Genomic DNA, 21242 nt, shown 5'->3' with positions numbered 1-21242 from the left:
ATAGTCTTCCATGACCCTCATATAGCAGGCCCTGAAAAATAATCAATGAACAAATTCAATTTTATTCAGCGTTTAGGATTTGTTATCTATCCGGTGTGCTGGCGCCACAGGAAAGCGCGGCCAGGAGAAGGTCGAGAACGCCGACCAGCTCGCGCTGCAATTTCGGCAGGGAGAGGGCGGAAAACAGCTGAGGGAAACGGAATTTCATCAGCGCCGCCTGCATGTATTCGGCGGTTTCCTCCGGCCGGTCGAGCGGGCGGAACTCGCCTGTCTGGGCGCCGTCATTCAGGATCTGCACCAGGTAGACGCGCTCCTGGGCCAGCTGTTCGTTGAAATAAAGCGGGCGTTCCTGTTTCAGCACATTGGCGACTTCGAGAATTTTCGCATCTTCTTCAATGGCCTTGAACGTGCGGTCGAGACTCATCTCGAAAAACTCTCTCAGCCGTGCTGAGGCCGAGGTCTTCTTGCGGGCGATGGCCGCATAATCCTCGAAAACCTTGGCGTTGAACTTGCGCGCCATGGCCTCGGCAATATCGATCTTGGAAGCAAAGAAGCGGTAGATATTGCCCGCCGACATGCTGCAGTCGCGGGCAATTTCAGACATGGTCGTCTTGCCGTATCCATAGTGATGGATGCGCTCCATGGCGGCTTCGAGGATCTGCTGGCGGGTATCTGTCGTGTCATTCATGCGAAAACCATACTATCAAATCCTGAAGGATCAATGATTCATTCAGCGAATATTCGCGCAAAGGCTCCGAGAGTAGGCAGCGCACGTCCAGTATGCCATAGGCGTTGCGACACTCAAACCTGCCCGGAGAGACCCCCATGCCGCTGTTCTGCCTTCACTGCCTCGACAAGAAAGACGGCGGCGCCGCGCTGCGGGCCGCAACGCGCAGTGCCCATCTGGAATGGGTCGCAGGCAATGGCCCGGCCGTGCGCATGGCCGGCCCGCTGCTGGCAGACGATGGCGAGACGATGATCGGCTCGGTCTTCCTGCTGCAGGCCGACAGTCTCGATGCCGCCAAGGCCTTCTCGGCGGCAGACCCCTATTCCAAGGCCGGCGTCTTCGGCGAGGTTCGCATCAATGAGGTCCGCTGGGCCATCGGCGAAGGCAAGCCCGCATGAGACAGCTCGTCCTCGGCAACCTCAATTATTCCAGCTGGTCGATCCGGCCGCTGCTGGTCGCCCGCCATGTCAGCCTGCCGGTGGAAGAGGTGATCGTGCCGCTCGATTTCCCGGACACGAATGCCAAGCTGAAAGAGATCAGCCCGACGGCGAAAGTGCCCCTGCTGCTGTGGGATGGGCAGACCGTGTGGGAAAGCCTTGCGATCACCGAATGGATCGCGGAATGGGCGGAACCGGGCCAGGTCTGGCCGGAAGACGCTGCCGCCCGCGCCATTGCCCGCGCCGCCGCGTCCGAAATGCATGCCGGCTTCCCGGCTTTGCGCAAGGACTGCCCGATGGACATTCGCGGCCGCGAAGCGACGCCCGAGATGACACCCGCGCTCGCGGCCGACATTGCCCGCGTCGATGCGCTCTGGTGCGACCTGCGCATGCGCTTTGGCGAGGATGGCCCGTTCCTGTTCGGCCAATGGAGCGCGGCGGATGCCTTCTACGCCCCCGTTGTGACCCGTTTCCGCACCTATGGCCTGCCGCTCAGCCCCGCCGCGCAGGCCTATGCCGACGCCGTGCTCACGGATGCGAAATTCCTGACACTGGAAGAACAGGCCAGGGCCGAGCCCTGGTGGATCAAGTATGGCCCCGATGGTCGTTCAAGCGGATCGCTCAAGCCGGAGGCGTGAAGAGGTCGTAGCCGAGATCGTGCCGGAACAGGGCGCGCACCTGTTTGCGGTAGAGGTCCATGGCCGGTCCGGTGAACAGTTCCTCCAGCGAGGTCTTGCGGTTCTGCAGCACATTGGGCTCGGCTTCGGGGTCGGTATGTTTCGCCATTTCGGACTTCGTGCCGGCCGCCAGCGCGGCGTCGATCGCATCCGGTGCCAGTTCCAGCGACCAGTGATCGGCCACCGCTTCCAGCACGGCGCGGGCATCCTTTTGCGTGTCCTCGTAATGGACATTGAGGATCAGGCCCGGCGCGTCATGGCGCACGTCGCCCCAGCGGTTCCAGAACCGGGCGAGCCAGTAGATGTCGCAGCGATACTGTTTGCCCGCCGGGTCGCCCTCGAGATAGGTCATCCAGTCGACCTGGATGTCATATTCCCATTTGGCATGGTGGCTGGCGAGAATGGCCATCGGGTGGCGCACGGCCAGCACATAGGGCGGCAGGCTGGCGAGGCGCCGCGCCCAGCCCCAGTCGGCCAGCCGGTGCGGGATCGTATGGCTGAAGGCAAGGCGCGGGATCTGCGGGAAGACCGGCTTGTCCTTCGGCCAGCCGATATAGGGCCGCACCGCATTCTCGGAGAAGTATTTCGGGCGCTCGATGCCATGCGTATCGGCAATGGCGATAGCCAGCATGTATTTCAGCCAGTGCGTGCCGGAATTCTTTGACGTGACCAGCATGCCGTCAAAGGCGCCGTGGCGCAGCACGGAATAATTGTGCCAGTTGTCATTGCGGACACGGGCGCGATAGGCGGCAGGCAGGGTCTGGCTCATCTTTTTGCCCCTACAACCGTGTCAGGCATCGCGCAACTGACAGGCGGGTCATGTCCTGAGGCCAGCCTTGTCGCGGAACACCTGCAGCAGGGAGAGCTGGTCCCGTGTCGGCGCGCCTTCCGCCTCGGACACGGCGACAAGCATGGAATCAAGATCGACCACTTCCTTGGGCCCCAGATACTTGTCGGCCACGATCTTCTGGCTGAGCCGGCGCATCGTTTCCTGTGGCAGAGGCGCCTTGTTGGTGACCCAGGCGGCATGCGCGACGAGTTCATGGGCCTCGTCCAGCGAGAATTTGAAATGACGAATCATCTCCTCGGAGATCACATCGCTCTGGCGGTCGGTCAGCGGCCCGCCCCGCGCCCGCGCAATTTCCATCATCATGATCGCCGCAGCCTCGCGGGGATCATCGATCAGGTCGAGGCCGTTGCGGCCCGCCCGGTATTTGAATGCCAGGCGCCGGGGCAGGTTTGCCGCTGTGCGGGCGAGGTCTGCCGCCTCACGCGCGCCATCCCGCGCCATGCGCAGGCGCCACGACCAGACGCCGATGGCCACAAGAAGGGTGAGGATGCCAAGAATGAACTGCATGGCAAATGTGTATATTGCCCTAGTCGCGCGCGCCACCACCAAACGTGCGCTTGAACCATCCGCCGACACCACCAAGCAGGGCAAGGACGATTATCCATCCTTTTTTGAGGACTAAAAGCCCCACGCCCAGCAAACCGAGCTTCTTGGCGACAACAGCGCCGGTAGTGCCCGCAATAAGTGCTGCGACCCCATACCCGGCTTTCTTGTCGCCATCGACATAGTCCGCATAAGTGCTGCCTGGATCGAAGTGCGGAATATCCAGCACATCCGGCGCGACGTCCTTCACTTCTCCAACGGCATCAATGGGCGCAACAAAATTAACAGACAGGACACCGCGCCGTCCGAGGAGGCGCATGTCATAATTAAGCGTGTGGGTTTCACTGTCATCAAAGACGAGATCCTTGGCCCACGAGACACCATGGCTTTGCGCGTCATAGCTGGGCGGCACGGCCCAGCCGACGAGTTCAACGGTCGGGTAGCCCTGTCGCTTGTATTCGGGATTCGCCTCACGCGTCTGCTTTTGCATGCTGGCAAGCAGGGCGTCGTAATCCTGTGAGGCAGCGTCCTCATCTGAGACATAGCCTGTCGCCTCATAGGTCAGGACCGCGCCCCAAACGGACGAAGCCGCCGTCTCGCCCGCAGGGAAAAGCATCCCCAGAATGGTGCTGTCAGGCGGGTTACCCCAGAGATCTTCAAGGATCGTCTGACTTTCCGCACTATCGTAGAAATCGAAATCCTCGGGAACATCCAGCGAGACCGGCGCGCCCTTCAGGGCAATGATGCCGTGCTCTGGCGAAACGCTCGCCAATATGTCTTCAACATGTTGCTGATACGCGGCCTGCATCTCTTCATCTGATACAGGTGCCGGTTCCTGCGCCACCGCCATCGCGGATGCAAGCATCCCTGCGGCGAGCACATAGCCCGCTTTTGACATATCGGTCTCCCCCAAGTTCCCGGTGGAACCTAGACGAGACCGAATGCAATCTCCAAGCGCTTTTTTCTATTGCCCGCCGCCAGCCGGATCAGCCACGGCGTGCGCCTGCGCGAGGACATAGGCGCGGATGGCCTCGGCCTCTTCCGGCGTCACGAACTCGGCGAAGGAGACCATGCCATTGGCGGCGAGGTTGCCGTCGATGACGACGCCCTTCCAGGCTTCGGCATTGCCGGTGATGGCCGACCAGCGCAGGTCAGGCAACACGCCGGAACTGGCCGCAAGCGCACCATGGCAGACCATGCAATTACGCGAGAAGGCGACCGCCCCTTCGGCAATCATGGCTTCGTCGCCGAAGGACTCGGCCTTGGGCGTGCGGTCGATGGGCGGAAGGTTTGAATCGGCAATCAGGCCGGTGCCGCCCACCTTGAACGTGACAACCTTGCCGACAGACGACGGCACGGCCTCGTCATAGGCATAGCCAGCTGTCAGGGCGAAGGCACTGCCCCAGCCCGTTGTGATCGTGACATATTGCTCGCCATCGATCTCGTAGGTGCCAGGGCCGGCAGCGGCGCCGGACTTCACGTTCTGGCTCCACAATTTCTCGCCGGTGGTGGCATTATAGGCCACGAAGTCGCCGTTGAGCTTGCCCTGGAAGACAAGGTTGCCGGCCGTGGCCAGCACGCCGCCATTCCAGGCATTGTCATGATCGACCGTCCAGCGCGGTTCGCCCTTGACCGGATCCCACGCAATCAGGTGGCCCTTCAGCGTCGAGCGGAGGAATTTCGCCACATCCGGCGGGGCAATCGGCGGAATGCCGGACGAAAAGTCAGCGCCCGTATTCCAGCCAATGGCTTTTGAGGCGAACCGTGGGTCCTCGACATAGGCCTGCGGGATTTCCTGTGCCGGGATATAGGCGAGCTTGGTTTCCGGGCTGTAGGCCATGGGCTGCCAGTTGTGCGCGCCGAGCGGGCCGGGCAGCTGCTGGTGAGGCGTCTTGCCATAGCGGGCGGCGGCCACTTCCATCGGGCGGCCATTCTCGTCGAGGCCGGTGGCCCAGTTCATCGCGCCATAGGCATTGCCTTTGAGGAATTCGCCAGTGGCGGCATCCAGCACGTAGAAGAAGCCGTTCTTGGGCGCCTGCATGGCGACACGGCGCATGGCCCCGTTCTCGCCGAGCGGCAGGTCAGCCAGGATGATCGACTGGGTGGCTGTATAGTCCCAATTGTCGCCGGGCGTGGTCTGGAAGTGCCACTTGTATTCGCCCGTATTGGCATCCACCGCCACGATGGACGAGAGGAAGAGGTTGTCGCCGCCGGACGGGTCGCGGAACGTGCGGTTCCATGGCGAGCCATTGCCGACGCCGAAGATGATCTGGTCGTTGACCGCGTCATAGACGATGGAATCCCAGACCGTGCCGCCGCCGCCATCGGTGACCCATGCGCCTTCATCACCCCAGGTGACGTTGCCCACGGTCTCGAAGGCCTTGTCGGAGGCTTCATGGTCAGGCTGCTTTTGCGGGTTTGGCACGGTGTAGAAGCGCCAGAGCTTCTTGCCGGTTTCGGCATCGTACGCGGTGAGATAGCCGCGCACGCCCAGTTCGGCGCCGCCATTGCCGATCAGCACCTTGCCGTTCACGACGCGCGGGGCACCCGTGATCGTGTAGGGCTTGGCCTGATCCACGGTGACCGTGCTCCAGACCTTTGCGCCTGTCTTGGCATCGAGTGCATCAAGGCGCCCGTCGATGACGCCGACATAGACCTTGCCCTTGTAGACGGCGACCCCGCGGTTAACGACATCGCAGCAGGCCTTAACACCCACGGCGCGGTCGACATCGGGGTCATAGGTCCAGAGCGCTTCGCCCGTCTTGGCATCGAGCGCATAGACGACCGACCAGGCCGAGGTGACATACATCACACCATCCACCACGATCGGCGTGGCCTCGACGCCGCGATTGGTGTCGAGATCATGCGTCCAGGCGACGCCCAGGCGCGAGACGTTCCCGGTGTTCACGCCCGTCAGTGTCGAGAAGCGCTGCTCGTCATAGGTGCCGCCATAGGTCAGCCATTCGGCGCCGCCGCTGGCGGTTTCAATGCGATTCGTGTCGACATCGGCGAAGGGCGCCTCGACCGCCGGCGTTTCCGGTGCCTTGGCCTCTTCCTTCGGTGCGCAGCCTGCGAGCAGGGCCAGCGCGCTGCCTGCCATGATGAATGAACGCCAATGTGTCATGGCCGTCTCTCTCCCGTGTATGGTTTTGGTCGCGTTCTGACGTCGCGATCTCTGATCAGGCGCGCATGCTAGTACGTGATCGGCATTTGTCGAGACGTTTCGCTGGGTCAGCTATTGGCGAGGGTTCCGGCGCGATCCGTAACGCCGCTGAGCGATGTGAGATCAGCCTGAGCCGCCGCGATGGCCTCAGCAATGGTGCGCTGCCATGCGCCGAGATCACCCGCCTCGGCTGCGCCTTCGGGGAAGTTCACCGAGCGGGAGGCGTTGACCACGCCGCCTTCGAGATGGTTGCCGCGCCGCACGAAACCCGCCAGCGCATCCGCCGCCCCACTGCCTTGCGCGCCATAGCCGGGCACCAGCATGAGGCAGGACGGTGCCAGCGCGCGCAGGCGGCGGGCCTCGTCCGGCCCCGTCGCCCCGGCGACCAGCATCAGGCTGGACCAGCCCGACGCGCCCGTCAGGCGCTCGATCGCGGGCTGAAGGGCTTCGACCACACGGGCATAGAGCGGCGCGCCGCCCATGTCCTGCGTCTGGAAATCGGCCGAACCAGGATTGGACGTGCGGGCCAGAACGACAACGCCCTTGCCGTTCGCTTCAGCCGCCGCGAGGAAGGGCTCGAGCGTGTCCATGCCCATATAGGGGTTTACCGTCACCGCATCGGACTTGAACGGCGCGTTCGTGCCGAGATAGGCCTGCGCATAGCCTTCGGCCGTCGAGCCGATATCGCCGCGCTTGGCATCCGTGATCACGATCAGGCCTGCCCCTTTCGCCGCATCGCAGACGCGCTGCAGGGCGCGCATGCCGTCCGGGCCGAGGCGCTCGAACAGGCCGACCTGCGGCTTGATCACCCCGGCGCGCCCGGAAACCTGTTCAACAATCGCCTCGCCCCAGCGGGCAAGGCCCTCGGGCGTGTCGCCGCCGAACAGGGCGGGCACGCGGCCGGGATGCGGGTCAATCCCGACGCAAAGCGGCCCGAGGGCCCGTGTGGAGTCGACGAGGCGGCTGGCAAAATCGGTCATGGCCGCACCTGGCATGCAACCTTGACCACCTGCAAGCGGCGGCGGGCATTATCCGATTGCGGGCCATAGGTATTGGCGGTGAAGGGCTCGTGCGGGCCTTCGGTGATGGGCACGTTGAGGCTGGTCAGGAAGGCCTCCACGGAAGACGGCGCCGCCGTATAGATACGGCCCCGGCGCGGGCTTTCGGCGACGATCACGCCGCGCACGCCGCCATTCTTGTCAAAGACCGGGCCGCCGGAAATGCCGCCCAGCGTGCCGGTCAGGCCCTGTGTGCGGCCAATCTCGGCCCAGGCGAGGATCGGCTCCTGCCCGTCGCGGCGCCCGCGCGTGATCAGCTTGGAGCGCGACAGGAGCCGTGTGGCCACTTCACCGGGCCGGCCTTGCGGATAGCCGACATGATAGCCCTCGGCCCCGACGCGCAGCGGCGAATCGAGATCGAGCTTTACCGCGGCGGGGCTGCGGCCGGTGGAGATCAGGGCGAGGTCATGGTCCGGGTCAACGGTGACGCGCGCAGCGGGCACATACTGGTCCGGCGCGATCAGCAAGCCGACACTGTTGCAGCCATCGACGACGTGCCGGGCGGTGACCCAGTCGCCCTTCGTGTTGACCGCGAAGGCCGTTCCGATGCCATCCTTGGGCTCATCGACCTGGACGAGGATCTGTTCGTCGAGAATGGACGGCGGCGGCAGGGTGGGCCCGTCGGATTCCAGCATTGTGGGCGGCGGCTCGGGCGCATCGGCGCTGCGCTCATTCGCAAAAAGGGTTCCGACCACGACGGTGAAGACCAAGAGGTACAGGACCCAGTCAAACGATCTCATGATCGGTGGCGCCTCCTGCGCGCTAGAACCTTTGCAAGGCCGGATCCCACAATCCGGCGGCCAGAATAAGGGCGGACGACAGCTTGGCGGCGATCAGCACGATGGCCGCGCCGGCCTGGTCATCCTCGATCCGTCTTGGCAGGTCGCGCAACACGACATCCACCAGTCGGTACACGATCAATTGTAGCAGCAGCGCGATGACGCCCCAGATCAGAAGGTCGAGCAGGGACACGCTGGAGGCCAGCGTGGACGCGATCGGGATGGCGAGGCCGGTGATGGCGCCTGCCAGCGCGAGGCCGGCGGAGGCGTTTCCGCCTTTTACCAGTGCAAGTTCTTTCCACGGCGTCAGGAGTACATAAATAGTACTGGCGACAAGTAACATCAGCCCTGCCGATGTCGTCCAGATCAGAAAACGAGGGAAAGCCTCAACGAAAGCACCGATTTCACCGTCCATCGAACTTGCCTATCCTCTACACGTATAAACCCGTGGCCCTCCCAAGGCCGTTCCTATCCCTAAACACAGCGCGCCTGCGCCTCAAGGAGACTTCATCATGCTGAGCGGAAAAACTGCACTCGTCACCGGATCCACCAGTGGTATCGGGAAGGCGATCGCGACGCGGTTCGCGCGCGAGGGTTGCAATGTCGTGCTCAACGGATTTGGAGACGAAGCGGAAATCGAGGCCGAACGTGCCGGTATGGAAAAGGAATTCGGTGTGAAAGTCGGTTATTCGAGTGCCGACCTTACCAACCCGGACGCGATTGAAGGCATGATGGGCTATGTCGCCCGCGACTTTGGCGGCGCAGACATCCTCGTGAACAATGCCGGCGTGCAATATGTCGCGCCCATCGAGGAATTCCCGACCGCGAAATGGGACCTGATCATCGCCCTCAACCTGACAGCGGCCTTCCATACGACGCGCATGGCCCTCACGGGCATGAAGGAAAAGGGCTGGGGGCGCATCCTCAACACGGGCAGCGCCCATGCCAAGGTCGCCTCGCCGTTCAAGTCAGCCTATGTCACGGCCAAGCATGGCCTCGCCGGGCTCACCAAGGTGACGGCCCTTGAAGGCGCCGAGCATGGCGTGCGCTGCAACCTTATCTGTCCCGGCTATGTGCACACACCGCTCGTTGACGGACAGATTGCCGACACGGCCAAGGCGCGGGGCATGTCGAAGGAAGACGTGATCAAGAACGTCATTCTGGACGCCCAGCCGACCAAGCAATTCGTCACGGTCGAACAGATTGCCGGCTTTGCGGCCTTCCTCTGCTCGCCGGATGCCGACCAGATCAATGGCGCGGAACTCTCCATCGATGGCGGCTGGACCGCCGCCTAAGCCTAATGCCGCCTACTCGCCCAGCACATCGGCGAGGCAGGCGGCAATAGTCTCGCTCGTGTCATCATGGGTGAAGAAGGTCTTCAGGTTCCAGTCCTTGTCCATGAGGTAGAGCAGGCTCGTATGGTCCATCGTGTAGCCGGCGGTGCTGTTGGGATCATCGACGCGGGAATAGTCGGCAATGAAGGCCTGCGCCGCGGCGCGGACCTGTTCCGGCGTGCCGGTCAGCCCGACCAGATTGTCCGGGAATGCTGAGGTCGCGACATATTCGCTGAGCTTTTCAGGCGTATCGCGCTCCGGGTCGATCGAGATCAGCAGCGTCTGCGGCGGTTCCACGCCTTCGGGCAGCATCTTGTAGGCCCGCGCCACGGTGACCAGCGTCATCGGGCAGACGTCCGGGCAGTAGGTGAAGCCGAAATAGATCAGCGTCGGGTGGCCCTTGAACGTGTCCTGCGTGACCGCCTCCCCCTTGTCATTGACCAGCGAGATGGGCCCGCCAATCTCCGGATAGGCACGGCTGAGACAGCCGGACTTTGTGCCGCCGGACTTGGCGCCTTCGGGCGCATCGGCAGGGCCGGACGGGGAACAGGCGGTGGCGGCAATGGCGCCCAGCGCGGCGATCAGGGTACGATAGGGAAAGGTCATGGCCGCGATATGCCGCCAACGCATAGCTTGGCGCAAGGGTCACGCTGACGCATAAGCATTGCATGGACGATATCACCCGCGACTCCCGTTACGGCCTTGACGATGCCGTGTTCACGCTGGCCCCTGAGGGGCTCGGTTCGGCCCAGTCGGCGCTGGGCCGCACACGGCTGCGCACCTTCATCACGCTGCGCTGGCTGGCAGTGGCTGGACAAACGGCGGCGGTACTGTTCGTGGCCTTCGTGCTGGGTTTCGAGCTGCCGCTGGCGCTCTGCCTGGCGATTATCGCCGCCTCGGCCTGGCTCAACGTCTTCCTCGCCTTTGCCTTCCAGAGCCAGCGCCTGACGCGCGGCTGGGAGGCGAGCCTGCAGCTGGCCTTCGATACGCTTCAGCTGGCCGCGCTGATTACCGCGACGGGCGGGCTGTCGAACCCGTTCCTGCTGCTGCTGCTGGCGCCGGTGACCGTTGCGGCCTTGTCCGTGTCGCAGATGCGGGCGACTTTGGTGGCCGTTCTGGCCCTTTTACTGGCCGCCTTGATGCCGTTCGTGGCCCTTCCCCTGCCCTGGCTGAATGGCGAAGTGATCAGCCTGCCGCCGCTCTTCCAGTGGGGCCAGTTCACGGCGCTGGCCGTGGGCCTTGTCTTCTTCTCCCTTTCCGCCGTGCGCGTCAGCCAGGATGAGGCCCGGCTCGTGCGTGCGCTCGATGCGGCAAGCGTCGTGATGGCCCGGGAGCAGAAACTGTCGGCGCTGGGCGCCATGTCGGCCATGACGACGCATGAACTCGGCACGCCGCTGGCCACCATCCACCTCGTGTCGAAGGAATTGCTGGCCGAACTCGACCCCGATGACCCCCATATGGAAGATGTGCGCCTGATCGCGGAACAGGCGGACCGTTGCCGGTCCATTCTGGCGACCATTCGCGAGGCCCGCGAGGCGACGGATATTGTCCATGCGTTGATGCCGCTGGATGCGCTGGTGGAAGAGTCGGCGGCGCCCTTCAAGGGCCTCGGCGTGGACCTGATCGTGCGTGCCGGTCCGGGCGAACGCGGCGAGGCGAAAGCCCCGATCATCAATCGCAGCCCTGAAATCCTGCATGCGCTCGGCGCGTTCATCGAGAATGCCGTCAGCTTTGCCGACACGCGCGTCACGGCGGTTGCTTCATGGACGAACGACCAGGTGCTGATCACGATCACCGATGACGGCCCCGGCTTTGCGGCCGAAGTCATGCCGAAACTGGGCGAGCCCTATGTCTCCCAGCGCAGCGAGGCCCAGCTCGGCGGCGGGGACATGGGACTTGGCTTTTTCATTGCCAAGACACTGATTGAACGCACCGGCGGGCGCATCGCCACGCGCAACCGCACACCGCCGAAACGCGGCGCCGTTGTACAGGCGATGTGGCCGCGCGCCGCACTTGAGGCTTCTAAATTGGCCTAAGCCGTGCAAAAGGCCTATATTGAATCTGAATCGCAAGAAGGAACGCGGCCATGGACCGCCCGGTGACAGTTAACGTGCATGAAAGCCTCAAGGGCGTGGAAGACCGTTCCTGCCTTGTGATGGATGACGATGGCCCGTTCGTACAACGCATGGCGCGGGCCCTGGCCCAGCGCGGCTTTGTGGTTTCCGCCGTCTCGACCGTCAGTGAGGGCAAGGATATTGCCCGCATGAACCCGCCTGCCTTTGCCGTGCTGGACCTGCGCCTGGAAGACGGCAGCGGCCTTGATGTGGTGGAAGTGCTGCAAAAGTTCCGGCCCGATGCGCGCGCCGTGATCCTTACGGGTTATGGCGCCATTGCGACCGCTGTTGCGGCAGTGAAGGCTGGCGCGGTCGACTATCTGTCGAAACCGGCCGATGTGGACGATATCATCCGTGCGCTCACGGCCACGAAGGACGAAAAACCGGCACCGCCGGAAAATCCGATGTCGGCCGACCGCGTGCGTTGGGAGCATATCCAGCGCGTGTACGAGCTGTGCAATCACAATGTGTCCGAGACGGCCCGCCGCCTCAACATGCACCGCCGCACGCTGCAGCGGATCCTCGCGAAACGCGCTCCGCGCTGAGGGCGCTAACAGGTTTTTTTGCGCCTGAAATGCTGACGCAAGCGTCAGGCAAATCGTAATGTTTGCAACGGTTGCAAAGGATTCTCAACTGGCCTAATCGCGCCGGATGAAATCATCCTGCGCCCTCCCCGCCTCGCTTGTTCTGCTCTCCCTTGCCGCCCCGGCCCTTGCCCAGACCGAGGATGCCACGAAGCGTCTCGACCCGGTCGTGACGACCGCTGTGCCGGGCGCGACGCCGCTGAGCGACATTCCGATGTCTGTCAGCGTGATTGGCGCCGACGACCTGAAACTCGCCAATGCCTATCTCGGCGCCGAGGACGTGACGGACCTGCTGACGGGCGTCGATGCGGCGGTGGCCAATGGCACGCAGGTGGCCTTCCAGATCCGCGGCATTGGCGCGGTGGACCATCAGGCGCTGACGCCCGGCGCCGCGGCGGTTTATGCAGATGGCGTATATTTGGCCACCAATGTGCAGACCGGCCTGATGCTGTACGATCTTGAGCGGATCGAAGTGCTGAAAGGCCCGCAGGGCACGCTCTATGGCCGCAATGCTTCCGGCGGCGCGATCAATTTCATCACCGCCACGCCGGGCGAAGACCAGTCACGTTACCTGAGCGCAGGCTATGGCAACTTCAACCGCGTGGACCTTGGCGGCGCCTATGGCGAGAGCCTCGGCGGCGGGTTCAGCTATCGCCTTGCCGGGCGCTACCTGTCGCGGGATGCGGCGCTCGACAATGTGGCCGGGCCGGAAGACGCCGGCGGCGTGCGTGACGAGTTTGGCCTGCGCCTTGGCCTCAACTGGGACGAGATGCTGGGCGGCCGCCTGCTGGTGCGCACGCATTATGAGGAAGACAATGGCGTCAATGCCTCGCCGCGCAATGACAGCCTCGACCTTGGCGACCATGAGATCGCGGTTGAAGGCACCGGCACGCAGGACACGGACAATGCCTTCTATGGCGTTTCGGTGGACTATGTACGTGACCTTGGCCGCTGGGAGCTTTCGTCGCTGACGGCGTTCGAAGGCTATCAACAGCAATATGGCTTCGACTTTGACGGCGCGCCTGCCCTGTTCGGCAATGCAGCGCTCAGCGCGAACCTTTCCTATGACCGCTCGTTCCGGCAGTATTCGCAGGAATTCCGCTTGCAGACGGACTGGACCGGCGGTTACACCCTGTTCGGCCTCAGCGCCTCGATCGACGACTTCAGCCAGACCTATACGATCTGGTGCGGCGAGCTGGACAAGGCCACACTCATCGGCACCTGCCCCTATGTCGGCGCAGCCAGCCGCGCGGGGCCCACGCCCGTATCGCCGAGCCGTGCGATGACGCTGGTGACCGATATCAACCAGTCGCGCGACACGCTCGCGGCCTTCACGCACAATGGTTTCGACCTGACAGACCGGCTGACCGCCACGCTCGGCCTGCGCGTCACGCATGAGGAAATCGACGGGCACGGCAGCGGGCGGCATGTGTTCGAGGACGGCACCATCGGATACAATAATGTCAGCGGACTTGGCCTCGCCTATGGGTCCAACACGATTGATGAGACGCGCCTCAGCGGCAATGCCGCCCTCGCCTATGACCTTGGCCCCGGCACGGCCTATGCCTCTGTCGCGAACAGCTACAAGTCCGGCGGGTTCAATGGCGAAGTGCAGAACAATGCGACGCATTTTGCCGATGAGGGCCTCTTCTCAGCAGAGTCCGTAACGGCCTACGAGGTCGGCTACAAGGCGCGGCCCACGGAGGCGCTGACATGGACGCTGGCGGCCTTCTGGCAGGATTATGATTCGCCGCAGGCGCGCATCTTCGTGAACTTTCCGCTGCCGGACGGATCGAGCATCACGTCGAACTCGCTGTCGAACCTTGATGCCGCGACCGTCTATGGCGCCGAAGCCGATGTGACATGGGCGGCGACCGAGGCCCTGACGCTGGATGCCGGGCTGACCCTGCTGGACACGGAAATCGGCCAGTCCTCCGACATCGGCGGCAACGCTGCGGCCTTTGACGGCAATCCCCTGCCTTTTGCGTCGGATGTGTCGGCGACGCTCGGCGCACGTTATGACTTTGCGCTGACACCGGGCGTGGACGCAAGCCTTGCGGCCCATGCGAAGTATCGCGGCGACTATTATCTGGACCCGGAAGGCCTTGAAACGCGGATGCAGAAGGCTTTCACGACCGTTCAGGCCGAGGCGACGTTCGCCTTTGTCGATACGGGGCTCAGCCTGACCCTCTGGGGCCGGAACCTGACCGATGAAGACTATGCCCTCTCGGGCTATGGCTTCATCGGCTACAATACGTTCCGGTCAGACCCGCGCACCTATGGCGTGCGGCTGGACTACAGCTTCTAGCAACGGGCCTCACTCGGCCGACGCGACGCCCGGGCAGCCGCCCGCGTCAAAGCGGATCGCGCGGAAATTGACCGGGTCGCCGTTTGAATAGTTGAGCGCGTAATGTGGCTCTGACTCGGTGACGCAGAGTTTCATCTTCGCTGCCTCGGCGCGCAGGTTCGCGACTTCATCCACAATGGCGGGCACGGCTTTCCTGTCCTCGAAATTGACGAGGTAGACGACCGGATAGGCGGCCTTGTCTGCCGGCAGGTCGAGCGGGGTTTCGGGCGGGTGAAGGTTCTGCGTGCCCATGGTGAGGATGTAGGAGGGCTCTGCATAGCCGAGCGCGAGGATGCGCTGCGGCGCGACCGTGTTGCAGTCGGCATCGTCGCCCGGCACGCCGCAGACTTCCTCAAGCGCCGCGCGGGCCGTCTCGGTCGGCTGCAGCCAGACCTGGCTTGGCAGCATGAAGATGCGCACGTGCCAGCCAATGGTGATGCTGGCGGCAATGGCGAGCAGGATGGCGACGCCGTCCTTTCGACGCGCGAACTCGATGATGGCGAAGCCTGCGAGCGCAAAGCCGATCCACCAGAGCCAGAGCGGGAAGCTGCGATAGGCCGTCCAGGATTCGAGCACCTGGCTGGCCGCGACGGTTTTGAAGTCGGCAGCGGTTTCTTCCATGTAGAAGACCGCGACACCGGGGAAAGAGACCGCAAGCAGGAGGATCGCACCGATGGCAAAGAGCGTCAGCGATATCCAGCGGCTGACGGGCATGCGCACGCCGTCCATGAGCTGTACCGCGACATAGCCGCAGAGGAGGCCCATGGCCGGATAGGCGGGCAGGATATAGTGGCTGAGCAGCGTGGGCATCAGCTCGAAGAAGACGAAGGTGAGCGCGGCCCAGGCGACGATGAAGCGGATGGCGCGGGTCTCGTCGGTGAGGCCGTCAATGCCGATGGGCCAGCGGGACTTCCAGTCGTCGCGCCCGGCAATGTACCAGAAGGCGGCAAGCAGCAGGGCGGGATAGGCCGGCAGTGTCTTCAATGTGGAAAGCGTGCCGAGCGTCTTCGCCATGAGCCCCGTGCCCTCCGGATGGGGCAGCAGCGGCAGGGCGAAAAGGAGGACGGTCAGGAAGGCAAATACCACGGCGGCAATTGCTGCCGAGTCGCGCAGCCATTTCCAGCCGAGATCGTTGCGCGGTTTCAGGCGATGCCACGCCGCGACGCAGGCCGGGGCAAGCATCAGCGTGGCCGGGAAGAACCAGGCCGGCAAATGGGTCAGGTGGTAGAAGGGCCAGCCGCCATGGCCTTCGGAGGCCCCGGTGAACTTGTCCTTCAGGTCCTTGCCGACGGCGCCCTTGATGAATTCGCCATGCGTGGCGGCCTGGATCCATAGGAACCATGGCAGGACCAGCGCCACGAAGCTCAGCGGGCCGGGCCACCAGAGGAGGACTTTCCACCAGTCGCCGCCCTTGCCGACGGTCGCCTTGGTCCACACCCATGCGCCGATACCGGCATAGGCAGCGACCATCGGGCCGACCGGCCCCTTGATGAGGAAGACAAGGCCCATGGCCGTCCAGAAGAGGAGCGCCATGCGCTTTGACTGGTCATTCCGCATATAGAGCCGGGCGAGCGCGCCGATGCTCAGCGTGGTCAGGAAGACGAGCACGCCATCGGTTTTGGAAATATGCGCCTCGCTTGTCAGCAGCAGCGTCGCCCCGAAGAGGGCCGCACCGACGAAGCTGGCGCGCCTCCCGATCAGGGGAATGCCGCACCAGAAACAGGCGAGCGTACCGAGGGCCGCGCCGAGCCAGCTGGGCACGCGATAGGTCCAGATCTGTTTGGCTTCGGCCCCGGTGAAGAGGGCGGTGGACCCGGCCTGCAGCCAGTGAATGCCGGCGGGCTTCTTGTTGCGCAGCTCGTCCTGGTAGCGCAGGCGGATATAATCCCCCGATTCCAGCATCTGCTTGGAGGCCTGCGCGAAGCGGCTTTCGTCGCGGTCGAGCGCAGGCAGATTGAACACGCCGGGCGCGGCGGCCCCGAACGTGATCACGAAAAGCAGGACCCAGGCTTTCCAGCCGGTCGAGATACGGTCGAGAAATGTCATGGCTTTGCCTTCTAGCGGCAGTCGCGCGCCTCGTCTTGTGGTTTTGGGCAGGAAAGCGGGGTACCAACACCAAGTGCGGTAGGGTCTCGCTTTTGCCGCCTTGCCTCGTTATGAGGCTTGGTTCGTTCTCCTGACAGCCCGAAGGCTTTCTGTTTTGGCCAATTCCCTCGAATTCTCAATCGTCGTGCCGCTGCACAATGAAGCCGGCAATGTCACCCGCCTGATCGAGGAGATCGCGCGGGCGCTGGACGGGCGCGCCTTCGAAATGGTGTTCGTGGACGATGCCTCGACCGATGACACACGCGCTGTTCTGGTGGAACTCAAGACACGCTTCCCGATGCTGCGCGTTGTCGGCCATCGCAAGAATGCGGGCCAGAGCCGGGCGATCCGGTCGGGCGTGCTGGCAGCGCGGGCGCCGGTGATCGGTACGCTGGATGGCGATGGCCAGAACGACCCGGCCGACCTGCCGGACCTCTACCGCGCCCTGACGCGCGCCGATGCGCCCCACGACCTGAAAATGGTGATGGGCCGCCGCGCCAGCCGCAAGGATACGGCCTGGAAACGGTTCGGATCGCGCTTCGCCAACAATATCCGCATGCGCCTCTTGAACGATGACTGCGACGACAGCGGCTGCGGCATCAAGGCCTTCTACCGCGACACCTATGTGTCCCTGCCCTATTTCGATCATATGCACCGCTACATGCCGGCCCTGTTCCGGGCCGAGGGGCACAAGGTGGAATATCGCGACGTGAACCACCGTCCGCGCGGTACGGGCACATCGAACTATACCAATTTCGGCCGCCTCGGCGACGCGCTGTCGGACCTGCGCGGCGTGATGTGGCTGATCCGCCGCCGGCGCAATCCGGGTGGCGCGGACGAGCTTTAGGCGCCGATATGCTGCCGGATGAAGGCGGCACGGCCCTCGACGGGCGCCAGCGGCACCTCCACCAGCGAAAACCCGAGACTTTCATAGGCCTCGCGCACCAGCGCGCCGAAAGCGGCGCTGCCGCCGAAATCGAGCGTGCGCTCTGCGTCCTGCGCATAGATCGCCTGCCAGGGCGGGAACCAGAAAACGGTTTGCGGACGCGGCATGGCGGCAATGGCGTCGCGAATGGCGCCGTCCGGCAGGCTCCAATAGGCGGCATAGGCGAGCAGGTCCGGCAAGCCCCGGTCGCAAAGGACAGGGCCGGGGACGTCGCCGAGCCTTTGCTGATCGCGCAAGCATTGCTGCAGCATCAGCGAGACGAACAAGGCCTGGTCCTGGTCGCCGGTGCCTCGCCCGCCTGTGGCGCGCTGATGGGCCAGGACCGTGCGGGCCGGCTCGGCAACGGTTCGGAAATGCGGCGCAAGCTCTGCGAGCACGCTGGACTTGCCGCTGCCGGGCGGACCGGTGAAAATATGGATGCTGGACATGTATTTCTCCGTCAGAGGCCGCTCATGACCCGAAATTGCCGTGTTTACCGCTGTTTATGGGGAGAGGGCCGCATCGGGCGGCCAGCATGGGGAAATCCGCTCGCATCGCTGGGCGCATTACGGTAAACCTCGTGTTAACTCAGCCGCAGGACGGGTGGTGTTGAAATGAACAAAGACACGAAGATCGCGCTGGCGGGAGCAGCGGTCGCCAAAATGGAACGCCAGAAGCGTGAGAAACACGCTTCAAACGACTCGAATAAAAAGGGGTACTTCATGCGCGTAATTTTCGGGATCTTTCCGCTGCTGGTCATTCCGGTAGTGCTGTACAATCTTCTGGCGCTGGGCTTTGGCGGCGCTGTCGAGACGGTCAATGCGCAGGGCGAGCTTGTGCGCTCGACCGTGGCGCCGATCCTCAACCTGCTCAACGGGCCGTTCATGCACCTGCCGATGATTTCCGGCGTGGACTGGATGCTGACCAAGGGCGACGCGATCCTGCTGGTGGCGGTGATCTTCCTGTTCCTGGAAATCCTGAAATCGACCAGCACGGGCACGTCGACCATCATCAATCATGCCGTGTCGATGATGCTGTTCATCGTCTGCCTGATCCAGTTCCTGCTGCTGCCGAACTTTGCGACCTCGACCTTCTTCATCCTGATGTCGATGACATTGCTGGACGTGCTGGCCGGTGTGGTCGTGACCATCGTGTCGGCCCGGCGCGACTTTGGCGTCGCAGGCGACGTCTAGGTAGCTCTATTCCCCGGCCACCGCGAAAAAGCTTTCGCTGGTGCGCCGGGATGCGGCCGCCCGCGCAAGGGATTGCAGGAAAGTGGCCGTCCACCAGTCATTATCATGGCGGGCAATCTCGCTCCACATGGCCGCGTGCCGTGTGCGGCGCTCGTCCAGCGGCATGGTGACGGCGCGCGTGATGCCGTCTGCAATCGAGGCCGCATCATAGGGATTGATGAGCAGGGCGCCTTCGGCGAGCTGTTCGGCAGCGCCCGCGAAGCGCGAGAGGATGAGCACGCCGGGATCGGCTTCGTCCTGGGCGGCGACATATTCCTTGGCGACGAGGTTCATCCCGTCATTCAGCGGCGTGACGAGCGCAATGTCGGCGCGGCGGAAGAGACCGGCGAGACGCGCGCGGGGGATCGACCGGTGGATATATTGTACGGGCATGTAGCCGATATCGCCGAACTCGCCATTCACCTCGCCTGAAAGCTGCTCGAGGTCGCGGCGGATATCCTTGTAGGCCTGCACGTCCTCGCGGGTGGGCGGGGCGATCTGCAGGAAGGCGATGCGGTCGGCCTCGGCATGGCGCTCGCGCAGGAAGGCCTGGAAGCCGCGCAGCCGGTGGGGCAGGCCCTTGGAATAGTCGAGGCGATCAACGCCGATCATGACCTTCTGGGCAGACGTGGTGATCTCGGGCAATTCGGGCGCCTGTTCGGCTGCCGTGCGGAAACCTGTCGCATCAATGCCGATGGGAAAGCTCGCGACCTGGATGAAATCATTGTTGAAGCGCAGGCGCCCGTCGGACAGCAGTTCGGCGCGGCCGAGCGTGCGGAAGGCGCCGATGAAATTGGCGACATCGCGCTGCGTCTGCAGGCCGACAAGGTCGTAGGCGGAAAACCAGTCGAGGAATTCGGCATTGTCGGAGAGGGCGCGGATGCCGTTCGCGACAGGAAACGGGATGTGCAGGAAAAAGCCGATGGGGTTCCGCACGCCGAGCTTGCGCAGCTCATGCGCGAGCGGGATGAGGTGGTAGTCGTGGATCCAGATCGTGTCATCGGGACGCAGGTGCGGCGCGGAGAGTTCGGCGAGGCGGCGGTTGACGGACGTATAGGTCGTGAACTGGCCGACGCTGACACTCAGGAGGTCGGCACGGCCGTGGAAGAGCGGCCAGAGGACCGAGTTGGAATAGCCGAGATAATAGCCGTCTTGTTCCTCCGGCGTGAGGCCCATGGCGAGGCGTTCAAAGGTCGCGCCGGGATGATTGACGAGCGCGTCCGGACCATTGCCGGACCGTTCCTTGACCGTTTCCGTCCCAATCCAGAGACCGCCCTGCGAGGCCATCGTGTCATTGAGGGCAACGACCAGTCCACCGCTGGGCTTGTCGCCCAATGGAACGCGGTTCGAAAACACGACGAGTCTCGGCACAGCTCCCTCTCCTGAAATGATGTTCAACCTGTGAACGTGAGCACCCCTCAGGGGTTCCGCCTTTATCGCTAACATCTGCATCGGCGCGGGCGGAACGATCCGCGGTGACGCTTCGTTGGTTCTGCAAGCACACACTTTGAGCAGGAGACAAAACCCATGAATACGATTGCCCCCCAGATACATGAAGACGGCCTGCCCGGCAGCGAGGCGGAACTTTCGCCAAAGCCCGAGTGGCAGCCACGCTATCCCGGCTCGGGCCGGCTGGAAGGCAAGGTCGCGCTGATCACGGGCGCCGACAGTGGCATCGGCCGCGCCGTGGCCGTGCTGTTTGCGCGGGAGGGCGCCGACGTGGCGTTCGTCTACCTGTCGGAAACCGAAGATGCCGATGCGACCTGCAAGATGATCGAGGACGAGGGCCGCGACGCGCTGGCCATCAAGGGCGATCTTGGCGATCCGGAGTTTGCCCAAATGGTGGTGGCCAAGACCATCGCCCGGTTCCAGACCATCGACGTTCTGGTCAACAATGCCGGCGAGCAGCACCCGGACCAGGACATTGAAGACATTACCGACAAGCAGCTGCAGCGGACATTCCAGACGAATATCTTTTCGATGTTCTACCTGACGCAGGCCGCGCGTCCGCACCTGAAGGAAGGCGCCGCGATCATCAATTGCACCTCGGTGACCATGTATGCCGGGGCCAGCGAGCTGCTCGACTATTCGGCGACGAAGGGCGCGATCACGGCGTTCACGCGGTCGCTGTCGGAGAACCTTGTCGGCGACGGCATCCGCGTCAATGCGGTGGCGCCGGGGCCGATCTGGACGCCGCTGAACCCGAGCGGCGGGGCCTCGCCGGAGAAGCTCGCGCATTTTGGCGAGGGGACGCCGATGGGCCGTCCGGGCCAGCCGAACGAAGTGGCGCCGAGCTTCCTGTTCCTCGCCTGCGAGGATTCAAGCTTCATGTCGGGCCAGGTGCTGCACCCGAATGGCGGGATCATCGTTGGCTCGTAGGGGCTGAG

Annotated in this window: 21 protein-coding genes; 9 read left to right on the top strand and 12 right to left on the bottom strand. The window is 63.6% G+C overall.

Features of this window, described 5'->3' with window-relative positions; all coding sequences use genetic code 11:
* Positions 1-82 precede the first annotated feature (82 nt).
* Positions 83-688, bottom strand: a complete 606-nt coding sequence (locus tag HY30_RS11025; protein ID WP_034740190.1) for a TetR/AcrR family transcriptional regulator — start codon at positions 686-688, stop codon at positions 83-85.
* Between the two features lie 137 nt (positions 689-825).
* Here HY30_RS11025 and HY30_RS11020 point away from each other — a divergent pair, with 137 nt between their 5' ends.
* Both HY30_RS11020 and HY30_RS11015 read left to right on the top strand, forming a co-directional pair.
* A complete protein-coding gene (locus HY30_RS11020) occupies positions 826-1125 on the top strand; it encodes a YciI family protein (RefSeq protein WP_034740187.1) in 300 nt (99 codons plus the stop codon).
* Positions 1122-1802 carry a glutathione S-transferase gene (locus HY30_RS11015; RefSeq protein ID WP_034740185.1) on the top strand — a complete coding sequence of 227 codons (681 nt, stop codon included), beginning with the start codon at positions 1122-1124 and terminating at the stop codon, positions 1800-1802. Before HY30_RS11020 ends, HY30_RS11015 begins: the two co-directional genes overlap by 4 nt.
* Here the strand turns inward: HY30_RS11015 and HY30_RS11010 are convergent.
* From HY30_RS11010 to HY30_RS10980, 7 genes are all read right to left on the bottom strand, one after another.
* Positions 1786-2610 (bottom strand): sulfotransferase family protein, encoded by an 825-nt coding sequence (locus tag HY30_RS11010; RefSeq protein ID WP_034740183.1) that lies wholly within the window; start codon positions 2608-2610, stop codon positions 1786-1788. The two genes, HY30_RS11015 and HY30_RS11010, sit on opposite strands and share 17 nt — an antisense overlap.
* A 48-nt stretch (positions 2611-2658) precedes the next feature.
* Complete coding sequence (locus tag HY30_RS11005; RefSeq protein WP_034740182.1) at positions 2659-3198, bottom strand: hypothetical protein; 540 nt, start codon at positions 3196-3198, stop codon at positions 2659-2661.
* Between the two features lie 19 nt (positions 3199-3217).
* Complete coding sequence (locus HY30_RS11000) at positions 3218-4132, bottom strand: DUF2167 domain-containing protein (RefSeq protein WP_034740181.1); 915 nt, start codon at positions 4130-4132, stop codon at positions 3218-3220.
* Between the two features lie 66 nt (positions 4133-4198).
* Positions 4199-6358 (bottom strand): PQQ-dependent dehydrogenase, methanol/ethanol family, encoded by a 2160-nt coding sequence (locus HY30_RS10995; protein ID WP_241765703.1) that lies wholly within the window; start codon positions 6356-6358, stop codon positions 4199-4201.
* A gap of 107 nt (positions 6359-6465) precedes the next feature.
* On the bottom strand, positions 6466-7377 hold the full coding sequence (gene pyrF, locus HY30_RS10990; RefSeq protein ID WP_034740495.1) for an orotidine-5'-phosphate decarboxylase: 912 nt from the start codon (positions 7375-7377) through the stop codon (positions 6466-6468).
* A complete protein-coding gene (locus HY30_RS10985; RefSeq protein WP_034740178.1) occupies positions 7374-8195 on the bottom strand; it encodes a S1 family peptidase in 822 nt (273 codons plus the stop codon). Before HY30_RS10985 ends, pyrF begins: the two co-directional genes overlap by 4 nt.
* A gap of 22 nt (positions 8196-8217) precedes the next feature.
* Positions 8218-8649, bottom strand: a complete 432-nt coding sequence (locus HY30_RS10980) for a DUF350 domain-containing protein (protein WP_034740176.1) — start codon at positions 8647-8649, stop codon at positions 8218-8220.
* 97 nt (positions 8650-8746) lie between these two features.
* On the opposite strand from HY30_RS10980, the gene HY30_RS10975 reads away from it, so the two are divergent.
* Complete coding sequence (locus tag HY30_RS10975) at positions 8747-9529, top strand: 3-hydroxybutyrate dehydrogenase (protein ID WP_034740174.1); 783 nt, start codon at positions 8747-8749, stop codon at positions 9527-9529.
* A 12-nt stretch (positions 9530-9541) separates the two neighbouring features.
* Here HY30_RS10975 and HY30_RS10970 read toward each other — a convergent pair whose 3' ends face one another.
* Positions 9542-10174 (bottom strand): SCO family protein, encoded by a 633-nt coding sequence (locus HY30_RS10970; RefSeq protein ID WP_155839307.1) that lies wholly within the window; start codon positions 10172-10174, stop codon positions 9542-9544.
* Positions 10175-10236: 62 nt separating this feature from the next.
* Between HY30_RS10970 and HY30_RS10965 the strand changes: the two genes are divergently transcribed.
* The 3 genes from HY30_RS10965 to HY30_RS10955 all read left to right on the top strand — a co-directional run bounded on the left by HY30_RS10965 (position 10237) and on the right by HY30_RS10955 (position 14574).
* The gene (locus HY30_RS10965; protein WP_034740169.1) at positions 10237-11604 is read left to right on the top strand and encodes an ActS/PrrB/RegB family redox-sensitive histidine kinase; all 1368 of its coding nucleotides are present in this window, start codon (positions 10237-10239) and stop codon (positions 11602-11604) included.
* 50 nt (positions 11605-11654) lie between these two features.
* Positions 11655-12227 carry an ActR/PrrA/RegA family redox response regulator transcription factor gene (locus HY30_RS10960; protein ID WP_034740167.1) on the top strand — a complete coding sequence of 191 codons (573 nt, stop codon included), beginning with the start codon at positions 11655-11657 and terminating at the stop codon, positions 12225-12227.
* 106 nt (positions 12228-12333) lie between these two features.
* Positions 12334-14574, top strand: a complete 2241-nt coding sequence (locus HY30_RS10955) for a TonB-dependent receptor (protein ID WP_034740165.1) — start codon at positions 12334-12336, stop codon at positions 14572-14574.
* A 9-nt stretch (positions 14575-14583) separates the two neighbouring features.
* Here the strand turns inward: HY30_RS10955 and HY30_RS20495 are convergent, their stop codons facing one another.
* Complete coding sequence (locus HY30_RS20495; RefSeq protein WP_051615349.1) at positions 14584-16659, bottom strand: ArnT family glycosyltransferase; 2076 nt, start codon at positions 16657-16659, stop codon at positions 14584-14586.
* A 154-nt stretch (positions 16660-16813) separates the two neighbouring features.
* On the opposite strand from HY30_RS20495, the gene HY30_RS10945 reads away from it, so the two are divergent.
* The gene (locus HY30_RS10945) at positions 16814-17545 is read left to right on the top strand and encodes a glycosyltransferase family 2 protein (RefSeq protein ID WP_155839306.1); all 732 of its coding nucleotides are present in this window, start codon (positions 16814-16816) and stop codon (positions 17543-17545) included.
* Here HY30_RS10945 and HY30_RS10940 read toward each other — a convergent pair.
* Positions 17542-18072: an AAA family ATPase gene (locus tag HY30_RS10940; RefSeq protein ID WP_034740163.1), complete on the bottom strand. Its 531-nt coding sequence runs from the start codon at positions 18070-18072 to the stop codon at positions 17542-17544. The two genes, HY30_RS10945 and HY30_RS10940, sit on opposite strands and share 4 nt — an antisense overlap.
* A 165-nt stretch (positions 18073-18237) precedes the next feature.
* Between HY30_RS10940 and HY30_RS10935 the strand changes: the two genes are divergently transcribed.
* A complete protein-coding gene (locus HY30_RS10935; protein WP_241765702.1) occupies positions 18238-18816 on the top strand; it encodes a hypothetical protein in 579 nt (192 codons plus the stop codon).
* A gap of 6 nt (positions 18817-18822) precedes the next feature.
* Here HY30_RS10935 and HY30_RS10930 read toward each other — a convergent pair whose 3' ends face one another.
* Positions 18823-20226: an alpha,alpha-trehalose-phosphate synthase (UDP-forming) gene (locus HY30_RS10930; RefSeq protein WP_206741458.1), complete on the bottom strand. Its 1404-nt coding sequence runs from the start codon at positions 20224-20226 to the stop codon at positions 18823-18825.
* A 156-nt stretch (positions 20227-20382) separates the two neighbouring features.
* Between HY30_RS10930 and HY30_RS10925 the strand changes: the two genes are divergently transcribed.
* Positions 20383-21234: an SDR family oxidoreductase gene (locus HY30_RS10925; RefSeq protein WP_034740162.1), complete on the top strand. Its 852-nt coding sequence runs from the start codon at positions 20383-20385 to the stop codon at positions 21232-21234.
* Positions 21235-21242 lie beyond the last annotated feature (8 nt).

The sequence above is a fragment of the Hyphomonas chukchiensis genome (genome assembly GCF_000682695.1).
In the GTDB taxonomy this organism is placed as follows: Bacteria; Pseudomonadota; Alphaproteobacteria; order Caulobacterales; family Hyphomonadaceae; genus Hyphomonas; species Hyphomonas chukchiensis.
The sequence above is the reverse complement of the archived record's forward strand: the minus strand, read 5'-3'. Positions and strand labels throughout refer to the sequence as shown.

Bases quoted from the DNA above. Each gene is read 5' to 3' on its own strand.
- HY30_RS10925 (WP_034740162.1), top strand. From the start codon at position 20,383: ATGAATACGATTGCCCCCCAGATACATGAAGACGGCCTGCCCGGCAGC.
- HY30_RS10995 (WP_241765703.1), bottom strand. From the start codon at position 6,358: ATGACACATTGGCGTTCATTCATCATGGCAGGCAGCGCGCTGGCCCTG.
- HY30_RS10985 (WP_034740178.1), bottom strand. From the start codon at position 8,195: ATGAGATCGTTTGACTGGGTCCTGTACCTCTTGGTCTTCACCGTCGTG.
- HY30_RS10935 (WP_241765702.1), top strand. From the start codon at position 18,238: ATGAACAAAGACACGAAGATCGCGCTGGCGGGAGCAGCGGTCGCCAAA.
- HY30_RS10940 (WP_034740163.1), bottom strand. From the start codon at position 18,072: ATGTCCAGCATCCATATTTTCACCGGTCCGCCCGGCAGCGGCAAGTCC.
- HY30_RS10965 (WP_034740169.1), top strand. From the start codon at position 10,237: ATGGACGATATCACCCGCGACTCCCGTTACGGCCTTGACGATGCCGTG.
- HY30_RS11000 (WP_034740181.1), bottom strand. From the start codon at position 4,132: ATGTCAAAAGCGGGCTATGTGCTCGCCGCAGGGATGCTTGCATCCGCG.
- HY30_RS11020 (WP_034740187.1), top strand. From the start codon at position 826: ATGCCGCTGTTCTGCCTTCACTGCCTCGACAAGAAAGACGGCGGCGCC.
- HY30_RS11025 (WP_034740190.1), bottom strand. From the start codon at position 688: ATGAATGACACGACAGATACCCGCCAGCAGATCCTCGAAGCCGCCATG.
- HY30_RS11005 (WP_034740182.1), bottom strand. From the start codon at position 3,198: ATGCAGTTCATTCTTGGCATCCTCACCCTTCTTGTGGCCATCGGCGTC.
- HY30_RS20495 (WP_051615349.1), bottom strand. From the start codon at position 16,659: ATGACATTTCTCGACCGTATCTCGACCGGCTGGAAAGCCTGGGTCCTG.
- pyrF (WP_034740495.1), bottom strand. From the start codon at position 7,377: ATGACCGATTTTGCCAGCCGCCTCGTCGACTCCACACGGGCCCTCGGG.
- HY30_RS10955 (WP_034740165.1), top strand. From the start codon at position 12,334: ATGAAATCATCCTGCGCCCTCCCCGCCTCGCTTGTTCTGCTCTCCCTT.
- HY30_RS11015 (WP_034740185.1), top strand. From the start codon at position 1,122: ATGAGACAGCTCGTCCTCGGCAACCTCAATTATTCCAGCTGGTCGATC.
- HY30_RS11010 (WP_034740183.1), bottom strand. From the start codon at position 2,610: ATGAGCCAGACCCTGCCTGCCGCCTATCGCGCCCGTGTCCGCAATGAC.
- HY30_RS10980 (WP_034740176.1), bottom strand. From the start codon at position 8,649: ATGGACGGTGAAATCGGTGCTTTCGTTGAGGCTTTCCCTCGTTTTCTG.
- HY30_RS10970 (WP_155839307.1), bottom strand. From the start codon at position 10,174: ATGACCTTTCCCTATCGTACCCTGATCGCCGCGCTGGGCGCCATTGCC.
- HY30_RS10960 (WP_034740167.1), top strand. From the start codon at position 11,655: ATGGACCGCCCGGTGACAGTTAACGTGCATGAAAGCCTCAAGGGCGTG.
- HY30_RS10975 (WP_034740174.1), top strand. From the start codon at position 8,747: ATGCTGAGCGGAAAAACTGCACTCGTCACCGGATCCACCAGTGGTATC.